At 38.6% G+C, this 22,282-nt stretch carries 22 protein-coding genes; 10 read left to right on the plus strand and 12 right to left on the minus strand.

Going from position 1 to position 22,282, the window contains the following annotated elements:
- The first annotated feature begins 180 nt into the window (after positions 1-180).
- The 6 genes from CWD91_RS11045 (at position 181) to CWD91_RS11070 (ending at position 6,077) form a co-directional block, all read left to right on the plus strand.
- The gene (locus CWD91_RS11045; RefSeq protein WP_103441019.1) at positions 181-993 is read left to right on the plus strand and encodes an enoyl-ACP reductase FabI; all 813 of its coding nucleotides are present in this window, start codon (positions 181-183) and stop codon (positions 991-993) included.
- Positions 994-1,156: 163 nt separating this feature from the next.
- Complete coding sequence (locus tag CWD91_RS11050) at positions 1,157-2,164, plus strand: glycosyltransferase (RefSeq protein ID WP_103441020.1); 1,008 nt, start codon at positions 1,157-1,159, stop codon at positions 2,162-2,164.
- Positions 2,165-2,166: 2 nt separating this feature from the next.
- Complete coding sequence (locus tag CWD91_RS11055) at positions 2,167-3,123, plus strand: YbbR-like domain-containing protein (RefSeq protein WP_103441021.1); 957 nt, start codon at positions 2,167-2,169, stop codon at positions 3,121-3,123.
- A complete protein-coding gene (gene coaE / locus CWD91_RS11060) occupies positions 3,120-3,707 on the plus strand; it encodes a dephospho-CoA kinase (RefSeq protein ID WP_103441022.1) in 588 nt (195 codons plus the stop codon). Before CWD91_RS11055 ends, coaE begins: the two co-directional genes overlap by 4 nt.
- Before the next feature lie 80 nt (positions 3,708-3,787).
- Complete coding sequence (locus CWD91_RS11065) at positions 3,788-5,362, plus strand: sensor histidine kinase (protein WP_103441023.1); 1,575 nt, start codon at positions 3,788-3,790, stop codon at positions 5,360-5,362.
- 7 nt (positions 5,363-5,369) lie between these two features.
- The gene (locus CWD91_RS11070) at positions 5,370-6,077 is read left to right on the plus strand and encodes a response regulator transcription factor (RefSeq protein ID WP_103441024.1); all 708 of its coding nucleotides are present in this window, start codon (positions 5,370-5,372) and stop codon (positions 6,075-6,077) included.
- A 198-nt stretch (positions 6,078-6,275) separates the two neighbouring features.
- Here the strand turns inward: CWD91_RS11070 and CWD91_RS11075 are convergent, their stop codons facing one another.
- The 7 genes from CWD91_RS11075 to CWD91_RS11100 all read right to left on the minus strand — a co-directional run bounded on the left by CWD91_RS11075 (position 6,276) and on the right by CWD91_RS11100 (position 12,636).
- Positions 6,276-6,788 (minus strand): gluconokinase, encoded by a 513-nt coding sequence (locus CWD91_RS11075; RefSeq protein ID WP_103441025.1) that lies wholly within the window; start codon positions 6,786-6,788, stop codon positions 6,276-6,278.
- Positions 6,785-7,699, minus strand: coding sequence for a tRNA (adenosine(37)-N6)-dimethylallyltransferase MiaA (gene miaA / locus CWD91_RS11080; protein ID WP_103441026.1), 915 nt, complete (start codon positions 7,697-7,699; stop codon positions 6,785-6,787). Before miaA ends, CWD91_RS11075 begins: the two co-directional genes overlap by 4 nt.
- The gene (locus CWD91_RS22800; RefSeq protein WP_192877657.1) at positions 7,699-8,526 is read right to left on the minus strand and encodes an ion transporter; all 828 of its coding nucleotides are present in this window, start codon (positions 8,524-8,526) and stop codon (positions 7,699-7,701) included. Before CWD91_RS22800 ends, miaA begins: the two co-directional genes overlap by 1 nt.
- A gap of 3 nt (positions 8,527-8,529) precedes the next feature.
- Entirely contained in the window at positions 8,530-9,897 is a 1,368-nt protein-coding gene (locus CWD91_RS22805) for an exonuclease domain-containing protein (RefSeq protein WP_192877658.1), read from the minus strand.
- 71 nt (positions 9,898-9,968) lie between these two features.
- Positions 9,969-10,622 (minus strand): YggS family pyridoxal phosphate-dependent enzyme, encoded by a 654-nt coding sequence (locus CWD91_RS11090; protein WP_103441027.1) that lies wholly within the window; start codon positions 10,620-10,622, stop codon positions 9,969-9,971.
- Positions 10,623-10,707: 85 nt separating this feature from the next.
- Positions 10,708-11,595 carry a 3-hydroxyacyl-CoA dehydrogenase family protein gene (locus CWD91_RS11095; protein WP_103441028.1) on the minus strand — a complete coding sequence of 296 codons (888 nt, stop codon included), beginning with the start codon at positions 11,593-11,595 and terminating at the stop codon, positions 10,708-10,710.
- 72 nt (positions 11,596-11,667) lie between these two features.
- Positions 11,668-12,636 (minus strand): Gfo/Idh/MocA family protein, encoded by a 969-nt coding sequence (locus CWD91_RS11100; protein WP_103441029.1) that lies wholly within the window; start codon positions 12,634-12,636, stop codon positions 11,668-11,670.
- Between the two features lie 276 nt (positions 12,637-12,912).
- Here CWD91_RS11100 and CWD91_RS11105 point away from each other — a divergent pair, with 276 nt between their 5' ends.
- Entirely contained in the window at positions 12,913-13,554 is a 642-nt protein-coding gene (locus CWD91_RS11105; protein WP_103441030.1) for a protein-L-isoaspartate(D-aspartate) O-methyltransferase, read from the plus strand.
- An 8-nt stretch (positions 13,555-13,562) separates the two neighbouring features.
- Here the strand turns inward: CWD91_RS11105 and smpB are convergent, their stop codons facing one another.
- Positions 13,563-14,024 carry an SsrA-binding protein SmpB gene (gene smpB, locus CWD91_RS11110; RefSeq protein WP_103441031.1) on the minus strand — a complete coding sequence of 154 codons (462 nt, stop codon included), beginning with the start codon at positions 14,022-14,024 and terminating at the stop codon, positions 13,563-13,565.
- Positions 14,025-14,160: 136 nt separating this feature from the next.
- On the opposite strand from smpB, the gene CWD91_RS11115 reads away from it, so the two are divergent.
- Positions 14,161-14,907 carry a DUF6503 family protein gene (locus CWD91_RS11115; RefSeq protein ID WP_103441032.1) on the plus strand — a complete coding sequence of 249 codons (747 nt, stop codon included), beginning with the start codon at positions 14,161-14,163 and terminating at the stop codon, positions 14,905-14,907.
- Here CWD91_RS11115 and CWD91_RS11120 read toward each other — a convergent pair.
- A complete protein-coding gene (locus CWD91_RS11120; RefSeq protein WP_103441033.1) occupies positions 14,904-15,434 on the minus strand; it encodes a SixA phosphatase family protein in 531 nt (176 codons plus the stop codon). The genes CWD91_RS11115 and CWD91_RS11120 overlap by 4 nt on opposite strands.
- Positions 15,435-15,530: 96 nt before the next feature.
- Here CWD91_RS11120 and CWD91_RS11125 point away from each other — a divergent pair, with 96 nt between their 5' ends.
- Entirely contained in the window at positions 15,531-17,138 is a 1,608-nt protein-coding gene (locus CWD91_RS11125) for a PorP/SprF family type IX secretion system membrane protein (protein ID WP_103441034.1), read from the plus strand.
- A gap of 7 nt (positions 17,139-17,145) precedes the next feature.
- Here CWD91_RS11125 and CWD91_RS11130 read toward each other — a convergent pair whose 3' ends face one another.
- Positions 17,146-17,742 (minus strand): TetR/AcrR family transcriptional regulator, encoded by a 597-nt coding sequence (locus CWD91_RS11130; RefSeq protein ID WP_103441035.1) that lies wholly within the window; start codon positions 17,740-17,742, stop codon positions 17,146-17,148.
- A 113-nt stretch (positions 17,743-17,855) separates the two neighbouring features.
- A complete protein-coding gene (gene clpB / locus CWD91_RS11135; protein ID WP_103441036.1) occupies positions 17,856-20,456 on the minus strand; it encodes an ATP-dependent chaperone ClpB in 2,601 nt (866 codons plus the stop codon).
- Between the two features lie 164 nt (positions 20,457-20,620).
- Between clpB and ytxJ the strand changes: the two genes are divergently transcribed.
- Positions 20,621-21,016: a bacillithiol system redox-active protein YtxJ gene (gene ytxJ, locus CWD91_RS11140; protein ID WP_103441037.1), complete on the plus strand. Its 396-nt coding sequence runs from the start codon at positions 20,621-20,623 to the stop codon at positions 21,014-21,016.
- Positions 21,017-21,092: 76 nt separating this feature from the next.
- On the opposite strand, the gene CWD91_RS11145 is transcribed toward ytxJ, so the two are convergent.
- Positions 21,093-22,280 carry a hypothetical protein gene (locus CWD91_RS11145; protein WP_103441038.1) on the minus strand — a complete coding sequence of 396 codons (1,188 nt, stop codon included), beginning with the start codon at positions 22,278-22,280 and terminating at the stop codon, positions 21,093-21,095.
- Positions 22,281-22,282: the final 2 nt, after the last annotated feature.

The following is a 22,282-nucleotide window of genomic DNA, read 5'->3' on the forward strand; positions in this document are numbered from 1 at the left end:
TCTCGAATTCAATTTAGTGCTGTTTTAAGGTATAACAACATTGCTGCCTTTCTGATTATAACCCTTATAATACAAAGCCCCAACAAAAGGGTGTCCAACTTTTCTACCTTCTACTTTTTTCGGTCTACCGGTTAATTTTTAATATCTTTGACGATCTAAAATTCACAAAGAAAATAGACTATGTCGTTTAATTTATTGAAAGGGAAGAAGGGAATTATTTTTGGGGCACTGGATGCCAATTCTATTGCATGGAAAACTGCAGAAACCATTCATGCCGAAGGGGGTACCTTTGTTCTTACCAATGCGCCTATAGGAATGCGTATGGGGCAGATAGATGAGCTTGCCAAAAAGACAGGTTCTAAGATTATTCCCGCCGATGCTACCAGCGAAGAGGACTTGGAAAATTTGGTAACAAAATCCATGGAGATTTTAGGGGGGAAGATAGACTTTGTACTGCACGCCATAGGAATGTCCGTCAACGTACGAAAAGGCCGGGCCTATGTGGATGAAAAATATGATTTCACTACCAAAGGCTGGGATGTATCTGCCCTTTCCTTTCACAAAGTAATGCAATGTTTATATAAGGCCGATGCCATGAACGAGTGGGGTAGTATTGTAGCTTTGACCTATATGGCGGCACAACGCACCTTTCCGGATTATAATGATATGGCAGACAATAAAGCCTATTTGGAATCGGTAGCACGCAGTTTTGGATACTTTTTCGGAAAGGAGAAGAAAGTTAGGGTGAACACCATTTCCCAATCCCCAACACCTACCACAGCCGGACAAGGAGTTAAAGGTTTTGACAACTTCATTTCCTATGCAGAAAAGATGTCGCCTTTAGGAAATGCAACCGCCCAGGATTGTGCGGACTATACCGTTACTCTGTTTTCTGATCTGACCAAAAAGGTTACGATGCAAAATTTGTTTCATGACGGTGGTTTTTCCAATACCGGGGTAAGTCAGGAGGTTATAGACCGGTTTTCGGAATAGTCCTTTAGTTTTAACCAGAAAGCCCCGATATACATGGGTAATACGTTTTAACATTGGGTAAGTTTTTTGGATTGGCCCAATGTGAATTTATATGAGGTAATTGCTGCTATATCATAATCAAACCAATACTTTTGTTCCACCCCTTTTTTTACATAAGACAATAATGAATTTATTCTTTTCTTTTATAGTACCCGTTTATAACCGACCCAATGAGATCCATGAATTGCTGGAAAGCCTTTCAATACAGGACTATGGCAAATCTTTTGAGGTAGTTATTGTGGAGGATGGTTCTACGGAAAGTTCTGAGAGTATTGTGGAAGAGTTTAAGGATAAACTATCGATTACTTATTTAAAGAAGGACAACTCCGGCCCTGGGGATTCACGTAATTATGGAATGGACCGAGCCAAGGGCAATTATTTTATTGTGCTGGATTCCGACTGTATTGTTCCTTCACAGTATTTATCCGTTGTGGAAAAATCTCTGACCAATAATTATGTGGATTGTTATGGGGGTCCCGATGCAGCCCACCATACCTTTACCAATGTGCAAAAGGCCATTAATTATGCTATGACTTCAGTGTTTACCACTGGAGGAATAAGAGGCAATAAGGCCTCGGTCGGTAAATTTCAACCAAGGAGTTTTAATATGGGGATATCCAAAGAAGCTTTTAATAAAACTCGGGGCTATGGGAATATTCATCCAGGGGAAGACCCTGATCTTACTTTTAGGATATGGGAAGCTGGTTTTGAAACAAAATTGATTGAAGACGCCTTTGTTTACCATAAACGTAGGATAGATTGGAACAAATTTTATATACAGGTCAAGAAATTTGGCATGGTTAGGCCCATATTGAATCATTGGCATCCTGGAACAGCAAAAATTACCTATTGGTTTCCCACCTTGTTCTGCTTGGGATTGGTTGGAGGCATTGTAATAATGGCGTTAGGTGTTTTATGGCCATTAGGGGTATATGCCCTGTATTTCGGTTTGCTTTTTGTACATTCATTCATGGTCAACAAAAATTTCAAGGTCGCATTTCTATCCTTGATTGCGGTAGTGATCCAATTTGTGGGATATGGTTTTGGATTCTTGAAAAATTCAATTCTAATGGCGATAAGCAGTAAGAAACCTGAGGAGTTATTCCCTAAGCTATTCTTTAAAATATTGTAAAATTGATAGACAGAATTAAAAACGGACTCAATAGAAGAAAGGTTAAGCTGTTGCTGATCTTTCTACTGTGTTCCAGTCTCGCCTGGTTTATAAGCAATTTGGGAGAGCAATATACCAATAATGCCACTTTTGATATTTATTACGGTAGCACCCCTGATAGCTTATTGCTAAATGGAGTTTCCAAAAGGAACATCAAGGTAAGACTTAGGGCAAGTGGTTTTCAGTTTTTAATGTTCGGCTTTAAAAACAAAACGGTGGAGGTAGACTTATCCGAGCTTGAAAAGAGAGGTGCCAAATATTTTGTTTCTCCATCCACTTATAGAAGTCAGATAGAAAACCAACTGTCCAAATTTATCTCCGTCGTGGATATGGATCGGGATACGTTATTCTTTAATTTTCAAAAACTTTATAGAAAGAAGGTTGCCGTAATACCTAAAGTGACCATTGATTTGGAACAAAATTATTTAATGGACAAAAGCTATACATTGCTTCCAGACTCTATTACTGTAATAGGACCTAAAAAGGAAATAGATACTATAAAGGGCATATTTACTCAAGCTTTGGTTTTGCCTCATACGACAACTGATGTTTCCAGGAAATTAAAACTGGATCTTCCCGCCCATTTAAAAAATACCAAGTACTCTGATCGAAGTGTTGCCATATCGGCCAAAATTTTTAGATTTTCCGAAAAGGTATTCATGGTTCCGGTCGAGGTGGTCAACGTGCCTGAAGGTGTAGAGATAAGGACATTTCCGGAAATGGCCTCAGTTCTTTGCAGGGGCCGTTCGAGTTCCATTAAGGAATTGGCAGTGACAGATTTTGTGGTTACTGCCGACTATTCGAGCCTAAGGGACAAAAGCGAAAATATTTTGGAATTGAAATTGGTAAAAAAACCGGATAGTCTAAATGTGGTGCAATTAAGAGAGAATAAAGTAGAATTTATCCTTAAGAGGCAATGATGATCGTAGGGTTGACAGGAGGAATTGGTAGTGGAAAATCTACAGTTGGGAAAATGTTCCAGAAATTGGGGGTACCAATTTATAATTCGGACATTGAGGCCAAGAAATTAATGTCCCACTCAAAAAAGATAAGAAAAGAGATTGAAGCCTTATTGGGTAAGCAGAGCTATTTGGATGGTGTGCTGAACAGGGAGTATATAGCTAAATCTGTGTTCCAGGATAAAGAATTATTACAGGACTTGAATAAAATTGTGCATCCCGCTGTAAGGCGACATTTTATAAATTGGTCCAGGAGACAGAAGGTGCCTTATGTAATACAGGAAGCTGCCATTATTTTTGAAAATGGAACCAATGAATTTTACGATAGGATAGTCTTGGTGACCGCCCCTACAGAAATTAGAATTCAAAGGGTTGTCGATCGGGATGGGATAGCGCCTGCCGAAGTAAAGAAACGCATAAACCATCAATGGCCCGACAACCAAAAGGAGGAACTTTCAGATTTCATAATTAAAAATATCGACCTAGAAGTTACTGAAAAAGAAGTTTGCCAAATTCACCATAAACTTCTTAAAATAAGTGCTTAAGAACGTAATTTTAACATTTTTGTTAAGGTTAGGTTAAACGTACAATCCGCTAAATGTTAAATTTATAATTTTGTTAATAAATGAATAAGAGGTTATTTGGTCTTTTGGTAGTCTTAATGAGCCTTTCCCTAATTGGAATCATCTTTGTACAGAGCTATTGGATAAATAAGTCGGTAGCGGATAAAGAAGAACAATTTTCAAATACTGTCAACCAAATTTTAAGTAGGGTTGTAGAGAATATTGAAAAACGGGAAGTGCAGGATTATCTTAATGAGTTTTACAAGCTAAAGGATAGTATAGGTAAACCAAAGGCTACCCATCTTAAGAATTTCTTTTTTTTTGATCGGGATATCAATTCCAATGAAATACGATTTTATACCCACGGTATTTTGGAGGAGGATTACAATATGGCATCTACGTTCTTTGATATAGGCTTGGACACAACAACCTTTAGAAATATTACCAGTACCAGAAAAACCGAAATTTATAAAGAAGATTTTGGACTGGACGGGAGGCAATATTCCTTGACACCAGTCCAAAAGCTCGAGAAGATTGGAGGACTTTCATCTATTGATAAAGCTGCATTGGATGATGTTTTTAGGGAACAGGCAAAATCCAGGTCTATCCACAAACGTGTATCCAAACAGGAAATAGAATTGTTTCTAGGTAGGGAATTAAAAAATGGGGGTATAGATATAGAATACGAATATGGAGTCTATAGCAAAGGCCTACCCACCAAAGTTAAATCCAGAAAATTCAAGTTTACACAAACAACGCTTTATAAGGCGCCATTATTTAAGGATAGTGAGGGGAATACCAATTTTTCCTTATTGCTCACTTTTCCCAAAAAGAAAAGGTTCCTTATTCAATCTATCCTAGGAATGGCAATTTTGTCGTTAACATTTACCTTGGTTATTGTAGTGGCATATTCCAGTGCCATTTATCAGTTGATAAGACAAAAGCAGATTTCGGAGATAAAATCGGACTTTATCAATAATATGACACATGAGTTTAAAACTCCGATTGCAACGATAAATTTAGCCGTTGAAGCTATAAAAAACCCTAAGATTATAGATGATAAGGAGAAGGTGCTGCGCTATTTGCAGATGATCCGGGATGAAAATAAAAGGATGCATGCCCAGGTGGAAAATGTGTTGCGAATATCCAAGTTGGAAAAAAATCAACTGGATATAAGTAAGGATAGGGCAGATGTGCACGACATAATAGAGGACGCCATTACCCATGTGGAATTAATTGTTGCGGATAGGGGTGGATATATAAAGCCACATCTAAAAGCAGAACGTTCGGAGGTATTGGCCAATGAAATGCATTTTACCAATGTTATAGTGAATATATTGGATAATGCGGTGAAGTATTCCCCGGAAGTGCCAAAGATTGATGTTTATACTGAAGTGGTCGGAAATTATATCATTATTAAAATCCAGGATCAAGGTGCTGGAATGAGCAAAGTGGTGCTTAAAAAGGTTTTTGAAAAGTTCTATAGAGAACACACAGGAGATATACACAATGTTAAGGGGCACGGGTTAGGGCTCGCTTACGTAAAAAAAATAGTTGACGATCACCAAGGTGAGGTTTATGCAGAAAGTGAAAAAGGTAAAGGAAGCACTTTCTATATAAAACTGCCTTTAATTTAAAACAATAATGGAAACAGCAGATAAGAAAATATTACTCGTAGAGGATGATCCCAATTTCGGAATTGTACTTAAAGATTATTTGGCAATGAACGATTTTGACGTTACGTTGGCAAAAAACGGAATGGAAGGATTTGAAAAATTTAAGAAAGACAATTTTGACGTCTGTATCTTGGATGTAATGATGCCTTACAAGGATGGGTTTACCCTTGCAAAGGAAATCCGGGAAAAGAACGAAAATGTACCAATCGTTTTTCTTACCGCCAAGACTATGAAAGAAGATGTTCTTAAGGGATATAAGGCTGGTGCGGACGATTATTTGAATAAACCCTTTGATTCGGAAGTCCTGCTGATGAAACTTAAAGCTATAATTCAAAGAAAGTCTTCCAATTCCCTTGCGGATAGCAAACAATTTGAATTTACCATTGGAGGTTTTCAATTGAATTCCAAGCTCCGTTTTCTAAAATTTAAGGAGGAAGAGGCTATTAAATTATCCCCTAAGGAGAATGAGCTTCTTAGACTGTTGGCTTTACACGAGAACGATTTAATGCCTAGGGAATTGGCTCTGACCAAAATCTGGAGGGATGATAATTATTTTACCTCTCGAAGTATGGACGTTTATATTGCAAAATTGCGTAAATATCTTAAAAAAGATGAAAATGTGGAGATTTTAAATATCCACGGAGAAGGGTTTAGATTGGTGATTAAAAGCGAATAGTCCTTATCATATAGATATTTTAAAGGGTACTAAGGGAAACCTTGGTATTTTTTATTAATGGGACTGGCATTACAATAGCCGCAGCCTCATGGAAATGTAACAATTGAGTAAACCCTGCCTTTTTGGCGGGGTTCCTGGTTTTATGGACTTACCCTTGGGTCTCTACTTCTTTAAGGGTGCCAAGGCGTGCTTTAGGGTTTAATATCCTTTAGTTCTGGTGTATTCCCTCAATATTTGATCCACAATTTCTTCGGGACCGGGCTCAATGGATATCTTTATGGCCTTGGTAGGAGCTTCAAAGGTGTCCAGTTGGGAGCGTAGCAAATCTGCGGGCATAAAGTGGCCCTTCCGTTTTTGCAATCGGTCCAATAGCAATTCGAAAGAGCCTTCCAGGGAAACCCATATTACCAAATCTTCAATTTTGCTTTCCAGTAATTTTCTATAGGATTCCTTTAATGCGGAACAGACAATAACGGCACCTTTCTCCTTATTGTCTATGGCCAATTGGTTCAGCGTTAACAGCCAGTCATATCGATCTTCGTCCGTAAGGGGATTTTTATTGGCCATTTTTTTTATATTGGATTCCGAGTGAAAATCGTCACCATCATAAAAAGCGAGGTCTAATTTTTCAGCCAGCAACTTCCCGATTGTAGATTTACCGGTTCCGGAAACACCGATTACAAAAAGAATATTTTTTTTACCGTCCGTCATAGACCATCTATTTTTTGTTCTACTTTTCTAAAAAGTGCTTCCTGGTCATATTCATAGTCTACCCAAAGGATATCCTCTTTTTTTCTCAACCATGTTAATTGCCTTTTTGCAAACCTCCTGGTATTCTTCTTTATTTCTGCAATGGCGGTGTCCAAATCGTCTTCACCATCTAAATACCTAAATAGTTCCCTATAACCTACTGTTTGTAGTGCATTTAGGTTCTGATGCTTTTTTAAGGATTTGGTCTCTTCCAATAATCCCTCTTCCAACATTATATCCACTCTTTGGTTTATTCGGTCGTAGATCGCCTTTCTTTCCGCGCTTATGCCTATGGTAATCGAATTAAAATTTCTATGTACTTTTTCTTGATTGAGGAAAGAGCTGTAAGGAAGGCCGGTGCCAATACATACCTCCAGAGCCCTAATTAGCCTATGTGGATTGTTTAGGTCCACTTTGTTGTAATATTCCACATCCAAAGATTTAAGTTTCTCCTGAAGGCTTAAAATACCTTCGTTTGTTAAAGTGAGGTTTAGCTTTTCGCGCACATTTGGGTCTATAGAGGGAAAATTATCCAGTCCGTATTTTATGGCATCAATGTATAATCCGCTACCGCCCACCATAACAACAATATCGTATTGTTGGAAAAGTACTTCCAGCTTTTTAATGGCTTCCCGTTCAAAATCCCCAACAGAATAATCTTCAAATATGCTTTTGTGTTGAATAAAATGATGTGGAACAACAGCTAACTCATCCGGGGATGGTACCGCAGTTCCAATGGACATCTCTTTGAAAAACTGTCGAGAATCGGCGGAAATGATCTCGGTGTTGTAATGTTTGGCAATGGCAATGGCCAAGGATGTCTTCCCTATCGCAGTTGGTCCAACAACGCTAATAAGATTTTTACCCTCCATTAATCTTCACTTAATCTGTGTCCACATTGCCTGCAGTACTGTGCATCCAAACGTATTATTTCAGTGCCGCACTCCGGGCAGGTTCTCTCTGTGTCCAATTTTCTTTTATTGATTGCTCCTGTAGTGTATTCAGCAGAAACAATTCCCGTAGGAACCGCAATTACTCCATAACCAATGATCATTATTAGAGTTGCGATAAATTGGCCCAAGGGAGTTTCTGGGGAAATATCGCCATATCCAACAGTGGTAAGGGTAACAATGGTCCAATAAACACTGTGAGGGATACTGGAAAAACCATGGGTAGGCCCTTCAACGATATACATTACAGTTCCCAATAAAACAGATATTACAATAACAAAGAATACAAAAACGAATATTTTGGTTCTACTGGCATGTAGGGCCCTGATCAGATTGTTCGATTCCCCAACAAAACGTACTAATTTTAAAATTCTAAAAACCCTTAATAATCTTAAAATGCGAAAAGCTGTAATGAACTGGGAACCGACCAGGAATAGGGAAAGATATTTGGGAATGGTGGATAGTAGGTCCACTATGCCAAAGAAGCTAAAAATATACTTTTTGGGCCGGTTGATGGACACGATTCTTAAAATGTATTCAATAGAAAAAAGTATAGTGACCGTCCATTCCGAATAGTTTAAAAATTTATGGTGCTTTTCGTCAAAGGTGGGGACGCTCTCGAGCATTACGATGATTACACTATAGACAATTACAACAAGTAAAATTATATCAAAAAATCTCCCGGCGGGCGTATGGGTCCCGTAGATTACTTCGTGAATCTTGCGTTTCCAGCTTTTGTTAACTTTCAAAGTTTAGTGTTTTAGTTCTAGAATTTTTAAGACCTTTTTTTTTCTTAGATAGCTTGAAATGATATGGGTCGTGTTTTCATTTCCTTCCATAGGTGTTATTATGGATTCCAAGATATGAATATTATTGATTTGATGGTTTAAATTAAAATATCCAAGGCCTTTAAAAACACCATCTTTGATTTCTATTCCACAACGTTCGCCAATTTCCCTACCTCTGTCCATGATCAAGACGCTCTTTTTTGAGAAACTGTATTTTTCAATGGCTTGTCTGGTTCTTTCATTATAGGATTCTGTAGGCTCCTGTTCGATACAGGCTCCAAGGCAACATTTGTCCTCGTAATGGGAACAATGCATTTTAGCCTGCGATAGCCCATTTATTTTATTGCACAATTGAAACTCCTCCCTAATCTTATGTAGAAAATTCTCGGCACCTTGAAGGCTGTTAAAAGTGGCTACCGGCCTTTTTTTTAGGTCGATCGGCTCAGCGGTCAGTGCTAAATAGCCATTCACATCAACGGATTGGTATAGTCCATGTGAAAATAACCTTCTCTTGTAAAAGGAATTGTATTTGGGCTTGTTTCGTAATAATTCAGCATTTTCTTTTAATAGTGCAGCAAGTTCATTGCCCGTTTTTTCATAAGAAACTCTTTTGGTTTCTTTTTGAATTTTCCTGGCCTTGGAGCTATTGTTTGTAAAATGCTGGTTGACCCTTTTTTTTATGTTACTGCTTTTGCCCAACAAAATAATATCGCCATCCTTATTGTGTAAATAGTATACCCCGGTTTCTGAAGGCAATTCGTCTACCATATCAAGCTGTCTTGGTGACAACTCGCCTTGAGTTTCACTTCTTAAAACGCTTCTAACAATAGTTTTATCTAGGTCCTTTAAAAGTAAAAGTTTAAATAGCTGTAAAGTGGCCAATGCATCCCCATTGGCCCTATGGCGGTCACTTACGGGGATACCCAAGGAACGCACCAGTTTTCCAAGGCTGTAGGATTCTGAATCCGGAAGCAATTGCTTTGCAAGTTCAACGGTACAAAGGGTCTTGCGTTCAAAATTAAATCCTAACCTTCTAAATTCTGTGCGTAATATACGGTAGTCGAACTGGGCATTATGGGCTACGATTACAGCGTCTTCCGTAATTTCTACTATACGCTTGGCTACTTCATAAAATTTTGGAGCTGTACGCAGCATATTGTTATTGATGCCGGTAAGATTGACCACAAATGGCTGAATCTCCTTTTCAGGATTTACCAAGCTTATAAATTGGTCAACCACCTTATGCCCGTCAAATCTATGGATGGCAATTTCTGTAACCCCCTCTTCATTGTATTTTCCCCCTGTGGTTTCAATATCTAATATGACGTACATCTATTATTTCTAATTCGGATTGATAAACAAAGATACATATTCTCTTTTCAAAGAAATGGCAAGTTTTTGTGCTAATTTCTGGCCCCAAAAATGCTGCTGCCAACTCGTATCATGGTGCTGCCTTCCTCAATGGCAATCTCGTAATCCCCGCTCATTCCCATTGATAGTTCCGACAGGTTGGGAAGTAAGGTTTTGGTTTTTTTAAATAAGCCTTTAAGTCGTTTAAATTCCTTTCTAATTTGCGGAATGTTATCTGTAAAAGTAGCCATCCCCATTAAACCAACTATCCTAATGTTAGTTAGTTGTTGAAAGTCGGTTGAAGTTATAATTTCACTCAATTCATCCTCGTCAAAACCAAATTTAGTATCCTCCTCGGCGATGTGAATCTGTAGGAGACAAGGTATAACCCGATCGTGCGTTTTGGCCTGTTTATTTATTTCCTTCAATAGTTTTAGGGAGTCCACCCCATGGATCAAGGATACAAATTCCGCCATATACTTAACCTTATTACGCTGTATATGGCCAATCATATGCCATTGGATATCCTTTGGAAGAACTTCCCATTTCTGCGTCATTTCCTGGATTTTATTTTCGCCAAAAACCCTTTGTCCGGCCTCATAGGCATCCAATATGTCAGCTATAGGTTTAGTTTTGGAAACCGCTACCAGTTTAACGTGGGCCGGAAGCGATTCCATGATTTTCTTTAAATTATCTTTAATGGACATTAGCTTGTTTTTATTTGACCTTAATCCATATTGGGGATTATAATTGATTAAACCTATAATTTATATATAGTGCCTCAATTGACTGTTATGTAAACTGTTTTGAAACTTTCTCGGCCTTTCTGTATTGGGAATAATCATAAAAACCTTCCCCTGATTTAATACCTAATTTTCCTGCAGTTACCATATTGACCAATAGGGGACACGGTGCATATTTGGGATTTTTAAATCCGTCATACATAACATTTAGTATAGACAGGCAAACATCCAATCCAATAAAATCTGCCAGTTGTAAGGGACCCATTGGATGCGCCATGCCCAATTTCATGACCGTATCTATTTCGTTAACCCCGGCAACGTTATTGTACAAGGTTTCTATGGCTTCATTGATCATGGGCATTAAAATGCGGTTGGCTACAAAACCAGGATAATCATTCACTTCTGTTGGAGTTTTTCCAAGTTTCAAAGAAAGATCCATAATGGTTTTCGTCACCTCACTGGAAGTATTGTAACCCCGTATAATCTCTACCAATTGCATAATGGGTACGGGATTCATAAAATGCATGCCAATAACCTTGTCGGCCCTATTGGTGGCGGCAGCTATCTGTGTTATGGAAATGGATGAGGTATTGGTTGCCAAAACCGTGCTCGGTTCGCAGATGGTATCCAATTCTTTGAAGATTTTAAGTTTTAGGGCAGTGTTTTCAGTGGTGGCCTCAATTACCAAGTCGACCTTCCCAACCCCATCCGCAAGTTTGGTGTAGGGAGTGATGTTGCCCAAGGTGGATTTCTTGTCATTTTCGGTGATAAGCTCCTTGGCCAACATTCTGTCCAGGTTTTTACCTATAGTTGTCATGCCCCTGTCCAAAGAGTCCTGAGAAATATCTATGAGGTTGGTTTTATATCCATTTTGTGCAAATACATGGGCAATGCCATTACCCATTGTACCGGCTCCGATGACTGCTATGTTTTTCATTTGTATATGTTTTTACCTAGAATTTAGGACCTAATAGGTTAGTTTGATTTTTAGAATATTTAATCCTTACTTCTATTCCTTTTGAAACGATTTAATAACCTCCAAGGCGACCCTTAAAGCGCGGGTACCTTGTTCCAGACTTACCACAGGGACGGTATTGTGGTTTATGGCGTCCGCGAAGGTTTCCAGCTCGTCAAGAATAGCATTGTTGGAAGCTATGTCGGGGTTTTCAAAATAGATCTGTTTTTTTACGCCTTCGGCATTCTGCAAGATCATATCAAAATCTCCAGGTTTTTCCGGGGCGTCCTTCATTTTTACCACTTCCACTTTTTTCTCCAGAAAATCCACTGCGATATAGGCGTCTTTTTGGAAAAAGCGTGACTTACGCATGTTTTTCAAGGAAATTCTACTTGCTGTTAGGTTGGCAACACAACCATTCTCGAACTCTATTCTGGCATTGGCAATATCGGGCGAATTGCTAATCACAGATACTCCACTGGCATTAATTTGTTTAACCTCGGACTTTACCACACTCAGGATGGCGTCGATATCATGGATCATCAAATCCAAAACAACCGGCACATCAGTTCCTCTTGGGTTGAATTCTGCCAATCTATGGGTTTCAATGAACATGGGGTTGTTAATGTTTCCTTTTACGGCCATAAACGCTGGGTTAAATCTTTCCACATGGCCTACTTGTCCTTTTACCTGATATTTTTTCTCCAACAGCAACAATTCATCAGCTTCTGCTATTGTGTTGGTGATGGGTTTTTCAATGAAAACATGTTTCCCCTTTTCCATTGCCTTTTTGGCGCAGTCGAAGTGGGAAAGGGTAGGGGTAACAATGTCTATAACGTCAACGGCATCTATTAGTTTGTTGATGTTTTCATAAAAAGTATATCCGAATTCCACTTCTACTTTTTTCCCATTTATAACATCTGGGTCGTAAAATCCTACTAAATTATATTTTTTGGACTCATTGAGTAATCTAAGATGAATTTTTCCTAAATGTCCTGCTCCTAGGACGCCAACATTAAGCATATGTATTTATTTTCTTCAAAAATAAGGATAGTTTGCAAGTTTAAGGGCTTAAAAAATAAAAGTTAGGTTTAATACACCTTCTTTTGTGCGATATATAATTTAGGAAATTGATAAAAATTATTCGGGGACAATGGAGCTTTGGTTTGGAGATTAAAAATAAATTCAGATTTAAATTACCAGCAGATAGCAGAATAAGTTAGATTGCAGCATGTAATTTACCCGATTTTTTCATTTTAAGTTTTTCGTTTTTTAACTTTACAGACCAAAACCAATCAATTGAAAGATACATTAAAACATCGCGGAATGCGCAACAAATTGGCGGACATTCTTGCAGAAAAGGGAATTGCTGATAATGCCGTCCTAAATGCCATCCGCGCAGTGCCAAGACACTTGTTTTTGGATAGTAGTTTTGAAGATCATGCATATCAGGATAAAGCTTTCCCCATAGGGGCGGACCAAACCATCTCCCAGCCGTATACAGTGGCCTTCCAGTCAGAACTTTTACAGGTAAAGCCAAATCATAAAATTTTGGAAATAGGTACGGGCAGTGGTTACCAAACTGCCGTTTTATTGAAACTTATGGCCAAGGTATATACCATTGAGCGCCAACTGGAGCTCTTTAAAAAGACGAATCTCTTTTTTAAAAAAATGGGGTACAGGCCCAAAAAAGTAATTTTCGGGGATGGTTATAAGGGGTTGCCTGAAGAGGCGCCTTTTGATAGTATCATTGTAACTGCCGGGGCTCCATTTGTGCCAAATCCTTTGTTGGCACAACTTAAGATAGGAGGAAGGTTGGTGATACCTGTGGGATTGGATGAACAAATAATGACCTTATATGTCCGGAAATCTGCCAAGGAATTTGAGAAAAAAGAATTAGGGTCTTTTAGATTTGTACCCTTATTGGAGGATAAGAATTAGGGAACTCACTAATTATTAAAACTTTTTTTAATTCGGTCCAGGTTTTTCTTGTTGTCACGATCTTTTATGGTTTCGCGCTTGTCATATAATTTTTTACCCCTAGCCAAAGCAATGTTTATTTTGGCCAACCCCCTGTCATTTAGGAAGAGGTTCAAAGGGATAATGGTAAGGCCCGAATTTTTTACTTCCTTTTCCAGTTTTTTAAGCTCACCTCGGTTCAGTAAAAGTTTTCGCTCCGCTTTTGGCTTATGGTTATAATGGGTTCCATGGGAATATTCATCAACCTGCATATTAATGACAAATAATTCACTCAGATCATTAAATTCACAAAAACTTTCAGAGATCGAGGCCTGGCCCTCCCTGATGGATTTGATTTCGGTACCGGATAATACAATGCCCGCAGTATAGGTGTCCAACAACTCGTAATCAAATCGAGCCCTTTTGTTTTTTATGTTTATTTTTTTCTGCATATGTTTGACAAAAATAGCAACAATTATCCGATTGGCAATTAGCGCTTACGTATAGATTTTACGTATAAGATTGGACACATGCTTCTTTTTTTGTAATGATTGGAACAACTTTACGATTAATCTTAAAATTATTGAGATGAGAACGGTATACCCTTTGTTATTGATTTTATTAATGGTTTCATGTAAGGAGAAAATGGCGACCTCAATTTCTGCCCAGGAAATAGTGGATAGGTCAATATTGGTAAGCGGTGGGGATTTGTATAAAACCAGCGATATCGCTTTTAAATTTAGAGATTTTCAATATGCCTCTGAATGGAATGACGGTAGTAGAATTTTAAAACGGATAAAGCGCACAGATTCCACAAAGGTGTCGGATGTAAAAAGCACTTATGGTTTAAAGCGTTTCATTAATGATAGCTTGGTACCTTTAAAAGATTCGATGGCCAATGTGTTCGCAAATTCGGTAAATTCAGTACATTATTTTGCAAATCTTCCGTTTGGTTTAAACGATCCCGCGGTTAATAAGGAGTTGTTGGGTGAGGTTACCCTAAACGGTGAAGAGTATTACAAGTTAAAGGTAAGCTTTGATCAAAAAGGTGGCGGGGACGACTATGATGATATTTATTTGTATTGGTTTAATAAGGAGACCTTTAAGCCCGACTACCTAGCGTATGAATTTCATGTGGACGGTGGTGGAATCCGTTTTAGAGCTGCTTACAATGAACGCTACATAAGGGGTATCCGTTTTGTAGATTATGAAAACTATGAAGCCTCCCCGGAAGTTGCCTCTATATATGAGGTTGGAGATCTTTATGCACGGGGTCAATTGAAATTATTGTCAAAAATAGAATTGGAGGATATTGCTGTAGTGGCGACCGATTAATCCATTTTTAATCTAATATCCGAGGCTTTTCCATTTATTATCCGCACAATAAAAAGGCTGCTATTGTCATAGTCGTCCATGTGCTCGTATTTTTCTTCCCCCAATATTAGATTTACAAATTCCGGGGTGGTATTGCTGTGGCCAACGATAAGAACGTTCTTGCCTTTGTTCTCTTGTTTAAATTCTTCTATAATAATTGCTTTGGGGTCGTAATATTGTGGTGTAATTTCTTTTTTTACGGAAGTAGGCGCTGCCGTCATAGCCGTTCTTTCAAAATCCGTGATATAAATGGCATCTAGGGCTACCGGGTCAAAAACCTCTGCCCAACGGATGGCGCGTCCCAACCCATCCTGATTCAATTCGGGATCTATATTTTCCGGATTGCTGCGATCTTTTTCGGCATGTCTAATGAAATAAAAGGTGGAAATATAATCTTCTGCAATTTCCAAGGGTAACTTTGGTTCGTCCCTACAGGCCATGTTGCCAAAAGTTAAGGCTAGAATTAATAGCAGTTTTATATTTTTCATGGTCAATTCTATTTTTGGTAAATGATTATTCTTGTAATGTAACTAAAATTACATTAAAAAAGTATGTAGTGCCCGCAGTTTTTTGTTCTTTTGTATATGGATAAAAAGTATGCTATTTATGCTATTTTGTTTGCGATATTTTTTACGCATGCCCAAGAGGTTGCTCTTCCAACCGATCTTAGGCAACACAATTTAAATGAATTCAACTCCAGTTTATTTAATCCCGTTTTTTCTCTTGACAGGAACAATCCGCAGTCCATTGCATGGTGGTCCAGGTATCAATGGCAAACAATAGATGCTGACCCAACTTCCATTTTTTTAAATTATTCTAGAAAAATAAACGCTCAATCGTCCATAGGTGTTGGGTTTGTCCAAAATAATACGGGGGTGTTTTTAAATACCGGCGGAGTGCTGAATTATGCATATGCCTTTAATTTTGACAATAATATGCAATTGTCTGTAGGGCTTAACGTCTTTGGTTTCAGTAGTGAAATTGCAGATGACCGCTATAATCCGGATCCCGATATATTAATACCGCAATTGGAAGTGTCCAATGCCTTTATTATGCAATTTGCACCAGGGGTCAGGTTTTCCATAGATGGATTTAGTGTTGGTTTTACTGCGGAAAACCTTTTTGATTATAATTTTTCTACCAACAAAAGTTATTCAGAAACTAATGAAAAGATCTACTTAGGCATGGTGGACTATCAGTTTCCGTTAACACTTTTCAGCGGTGTGGATAATGCTTATCTCCGACCTTTATTATATGTGAAATCTGTACCTTATGGGGATACCCAGGTTGGGCTAAATGCCCTATTGTCGTCCAATAAATTCTGGTTGCAGGGTGGTTATAATAGTTTTTACGGTCTATCCGGTGGTTTGGGAGGTAGATTTTTTAAGCATTTGTCATTGGGTGCCTTAATAGAATACGGCACGGATGCTGATATCAAGGATCAGGATCCAAGTTTTGAAATAATTGCAGCCTATACTTTGGGTAGTCCTGATGACCGTAAAAAGGTAGTAGGTTTTGATGTGGATGAGGAGCAGGAAGCGTTGGCGAAACTGCAGAAGGAAAATCTAAGTGAAGAAGAAGACCGGAAAGCAGAGGAAGTAAAAATGAAGGAAGATCTTACAAAAGCAGAGGCCCTAGCTGAGCAAAATGCGAATAAAAAAACCAAAAAACAAAAACGGGTTAGAGGTAAGAAAAAGAGGGCCTTGGCAGAAGAATTGAGAGTGGCCGAGGAATTGGCAGCAGCAAAAAGATTAAAGGAAAAGCAGGAGGCCGAGGCTATGGCCAAGGCTGTGCAAATGAAGGAGCAGCAAAGATTGGATTCTATAAATAATATGGAACTGGCCTTAGCCAAGAAAATTCAGGAAGATTTGGACAGGATTGCGGCTAGAAAGAAGGCGGGTAAATCTGTGACACAAGGACATTATGAGGAAGTAGATAAACTTCAGGGTCAAAAAGCTGGATTTTATCTTATTGGCAATGTTTATGGTACCAGTAGATACCGTGATATATTTATTCAAAACCTTGATAAAAAAGGTATTGAAGCTAAGTTTTTCCACCTAGAGAAGACCAATTGGGACTACGTATATTTGGAAAGGTTCGATACTCTAATTGATGCCGAAGCGGCAAGGGATAATGACTTTAACGGCAAATATTCAGAAAAAACGTGGATATTTAGGATAATCGGGGAATAGTTCTAGGTTATTTTTTTATCTCACGGACAATTAATTGGTCCAAGTAGGCTATAGTGTTAATCAAGTATTTTCTGTCACCTGTAATTGTTGCCATGGCAACGGCTCCCTGTATCATTGTAAATAGTTGTTTGGAAAACTGAAGGGGGGTTACCGGTAATCTAAGTTCATTGTTGTTTAGCCCATTTTCTAGAACCAAGGCAATTTTTCCTTCAATCGTTTTTATTGTTTCCCTGGTTGCGGCCAATAACTGTGAATTATTGTGATTGGCATCTACACCAACATTTAAAATTGGGCAGCCTCCCAATTCTTCAACAAAGGTGTCGTAGTTTCGATAAAAATTTGTTAGTACAAATAGTTTTTGAAGGGAAGTTCCGCTCGAATTTAGTTTTTCGTCAATTTCAGACAATAGTTTTTTGCTATTGTATTCAAATGCGGCAAGTGCCAAGGAGTCCTTGTTTTCGAAATTCCCGTAGATAGCTCCTTTGGTAAGTCCGGTAGCCTCGGTAAGGTCGCTCATGCTAGTTCCCACATATCCAAGTTTGTTAAAAATTGGCGCAACAGTTTCGATGATATAGGCAGTGGTTCTTTCAGCTTTTGTAGACATGTCCTTACAGTTTTATGCTAATATAAAAAATATTATACTGCATGGTATTTATTGTTAATAAAAAAAGGGCATCCAATTTTAATTGGGATGCCCTCGTAACGTTAAGGATCAATTTATTTTGCAAGTTCACTTTCATTTCTAAAGACCAATTGGTCGTCAAAAGAGTCTATGAGAATAATTCCACCTGGTTGAATTTTGCCACTTAGCAATTCTTTGGAAATATTGTTCAATACTTCTTTCTGAATTACCCTCTTTATGGGCCGTGCACCATATTGGGGGTCGTACCCTTTGTTGGCCAAATATTCAATAGCCTCGTCCGTTGCATCTATTGTGATATTCTGCTTGGCAACCAATTTTTTCAACAGATCCATTTGGAGTACCACTATCTTGCTTATGTCTTTTTTGCTCAAGGGGGTAAACATGATAATGTCATCTATGCGGTTTAGGAACTCTGGCCGTATTGTTTTCCGCAATAGTCCCAGCACTTCTACCCGTGCCGCTTCTGCGGCACTATAGATGTCCTTGTTGTTCTCAAATGTTTCCTGTATTATATGGCTTCCCATATTACTGGTCATAATAATTATGGTATTCTTAAAATCCGCAACACGGCCTTTGTTATCTGTTAGTCTACCTTCGTCCAATACCTGTAATAAGACATTAAATGTATCAGGATGCGCTTTTTCAATTTCATCCAGCAAAACTACGGAATAGGGTCTTCTTCGCACTGCCTCGGTCAATTGTCCACCTTCGTCATAGCCAACATATCCTGGAGGTGCACCTACCAATCTACTTACGGCGTGCCGCTCTTGATATTCGCTCATGTCAATTCGAGTCATAGCATTTTCGTCGTCAAAAAGATAGGCGGCCAATGTTTTGGCCAATTCAGTTTTTCCTACCCCGGTGGTCCCAAGGAACAGGAAGGAGCCAATTGGTCTTTTGCTGTCCTGTAATCCCGCCCTGCTTCTTCGTATGGCATCGGAAACCGCCTGTATTGCCTCTTCCTGACCTACTACTCTTTTATGGAGGACATCTTCCAATTTTAAGAGTTTTTCCCGTTCACTTTGGAGCATTTTCGTAACTGGGATTCCTGTCCATTTGGCCACTACTTCAGCAATATCTTCATTGGTAACCTCTTCTTTGATCAGGGTCTCTCCAAGTTGCTGTTCTTCCAGCTCGCTTTCAAGCTTTGCCAATCGTTCCTGGGCTTCCTTTATTTTGCCATACCTAATTTCGGCAACTTTTCCATAATCCCCGTTACGTTCGGCCCTTTCGGCATCCAACTTAAAGTTTTCAATATCGTTCTTTGTTTTTTGGATGTCGTCAACTACGGTTTTTTCACTTTCCCATTTTGCAAAGATTTCATTTCGATCCTCCTTTAAATTGGCAAGATCAATATTTAGGGCCTTTAATTTTGAAGTGTCGTTTTCTCGCTTAATAGCTTCTATTTCAATCTCCAATTGCATTATTTTTCGGTCTAAAACATCGAGTTCCTCCGGTTTGGAATTAATTTCCATCCTTAACTTGGAAGCGGCCTCATCCATTAAATCAATAGCCTTATCCGGTAAAAATCTATTGGTAATATAGCGTTGTGATAATTCTACCGCCGCAATTACGGCCTCGTCCTTAATTCTTACCTTATGATGCGCCTCGTACTTTTCTTTTATTCCTCTAAGAATGGATATGGCGCTTTCGGTATCCGGTTCATCCACTATAACTTTCTGAAACCTTCGCTCCAAGGCCTTGTCCTTCTCAAAATACTTTTGATACTCGTCCAGGGTGGTGGCACCTATTGCACGAAGCTCACCACGGGCCAGGGCCGGCTTTAAAATATTGGCCGCATCCATTGCACCCTGACCTCCTCCAGCACCTACAAGTGTGTGGATTTCATCTATAAAAAGTACAATATTGCCATCGGAAGTGGTTACTTCCTTGATTACCGCTTTTAAGCGTTCCTCAAATTCACCTTTGTATTTGGCGCCCGCAATAAGAGCGCCCATGTCCAATGAAAAAATTATTTTATCCTTAAGGTTCTCAGGGATATCGCCCTGTACAATTCTGTGGGCCAAACCTTCGGCAATAGCTGTTTTACCCACTCCGGGCTCACCTACCAACATAGGGTTGTTTTTTGTCCTTCTGGATAGAATTTGCAATACCCTTCTTATTTCCTCGTCCCTTCCAATAACCGGGTCCAGTTTACCGCTATCGGCAAGTTCATTGAGATTTCGGGCGTATTTGTTCAAGGAGTTGTATGTGTCCTCTGCGCTCTGTGAAGTTACCTTACCTCCCTTTCTCAATTCGGAAATAGCAGCTTTAAAGTCCTTTTCGGTAACTCCTTGATCTTTTAAAATTTGCGCTATTTTGCTTTTGGATTTGAAAACAGCCAACAGCAAATGTTCTACTGAGACATATTCATCCTCCATTTTTTTTGCAATAATACTGGCCTCGGTCAAGGTTTTATTGGCTTCCCTGGAAAGCATTATTTCTCCACCGGAAACTTTAGGGAAGCTTTCCAGTTCTTTTTCCAGGATTTGATTTAATAAGGCGGTGTTTACATTAAGTTTTTTGAGTAGAAAAGGCAGCACATTTTCCTCTACTTCGGAAATGGCCTTAAAAATATGTTCGTTCTCAATTTGTTGGTGGCCGAAACCTTGCGCCATCTCATGGGCATGTTGGATGGCCTCCTGGGATTTTATAGTGAAGTTATTAAAATTCATATAGTTGTTTTTTTTGTGTTATTGTTTACTTTTGAAGTGGTAAGGGCAACAACCTTACCACTGTTTTTAACAGGACATAATGTCACTTATTATTGAAATTATCGCGACAATTCGTCAGTATGTAAGTTTGGTGGGATTATTCGACTTAATTATAAAATTACGAAATGGGAATATTTAATACGCTTTTTGGGAAAGAAAACAATAAAGAAAAAAAAGAAACCAAGGTGGCACCATGGATTCCATTAGCGTCAATTGAACAGTTGGAGAAAATAAGGGAAAGATCCAAGATCAAACCTCAGGCAATATTTAAGCACTCCACGACCTGTGGAATTAGTAGAATGGTTATGAACAGGTTTAATGAGGGGTATGACATTCCTGCAAACAGTTTGGATCTACACTATCTTGATTTGCACAACTACAGGTCGGTTTCCAATGAGGCCAGTAGCATTTTTGGTGTTATTCATGAATCTCCACAGTTACTTGTGGTTAAGAACGGAGAGGTAGTAGCTCATGAATCCCATGGGGCCATTACGCAACTGGATATAAAAAAATACATTTAGTTTAAAGAATATCCTTTCTTTAAACTAAATGTATTTTACAAAATGTGACTAAAAAATAAGGTGGACCTATTTAGGTTTAATTGAAACGATGTCTAGTGACAATGCCTTTCAATTTCGCTTTTAGATCCTCTCCAGCATCATAAACCATTTGTTCGTTACTGGGGAATGGAACCGCAGATAATTGTAGCAAGGGAACCATATCCTCCTCAAGGGCACTTGTGTCCCCGTTATGTTTGGCATAAACGTGGTTAAAGATAAATTGACTGGACAAAGGGTAGGAATTGATTTGTTGTTGATTTTGCAAATCCAAAAAGCTAACATTTCCAACCACTTCAACCGACTTCTGTTGGGTAAACTGATAAAAGTTGCATTTAACAGTTTTAAATTTATCAACCTTTATTTTATTGCCCAAACTGTCCTTTAAAACCTCTCCTTGTGGATTTGTCGCGTATTTGTACCCATCCTTGATCTGTTTTTCCTTAGAGATTTGTTTTTCCGTAATCTGTTCAGGACTTATATTTATGTTCCTAAAGGCTACCTGCATCTCATAGTCGTATTTAATATTTTCCAGGGAATTGGTGTGGTAAACCGTCCAAAGATCGTTTAATCCGTAGGTATTAAAATTTAAAAGTTCCTGTTCCAGGCGATTGGGGACTATTTGTTCCGAATCGTTGATCATGACTACCTGAACGTAGTCCAAACCTTTGTTATGGGCCTCTTCTATTTTAAGCTCGGTATCCTTGTAGTTGGGACTTAGTTGGCTTAAATAGGTAAATTGGTCAAAAGCTTTTCTAAAATCTTCCTTGTAGTTACCTGCGTTTAACAAGGCAGTGGCATTGTTGTACAGATAGTCGGATAATTGGCGTTTCGATTTTAGGATTTCCTCATCGTAATCTTTAAATGCAAATCTGGCATTCCTATTTTCGTCATATAATTGTAATGGCAATAAAGGTTTTATGCGTTCCTGAATTGATTTTAAGTTCTGATAGCGATTAAAAATAACTTCGTGGTTAGCAGGATTGTTGTCCTTCTTTAAGAATGCAATTTCTTGAAGTTCACGTTCGGTATTTTTCTTAAAAGCCTCTTCCAATAATTGAATATAGGGCTGGTTGGATTTCTTGGTCTTATTTTCGGCAATGTTTTTCAAGGCTGTATTTATGGCATTGCCATAATTGCCCGTATTCAGGGCTTCCTGTGTTTTTTTAACCCCTCCGCAAGAGATTAAAAAAAACAACATTAATGTGGTGAGTAAAGATTGTTTCATAA

The organism is Arenibacter hampyeongensis (assembly GCF_002909255.1).
GTDB classification, from domain to species: domain Bacteria; phylum Bacteroidota; class Bacteroidia; order Flavobacteriales; family Flavobacteriaceae; genus Arenibacter; species Arenibacter hampyeongensis.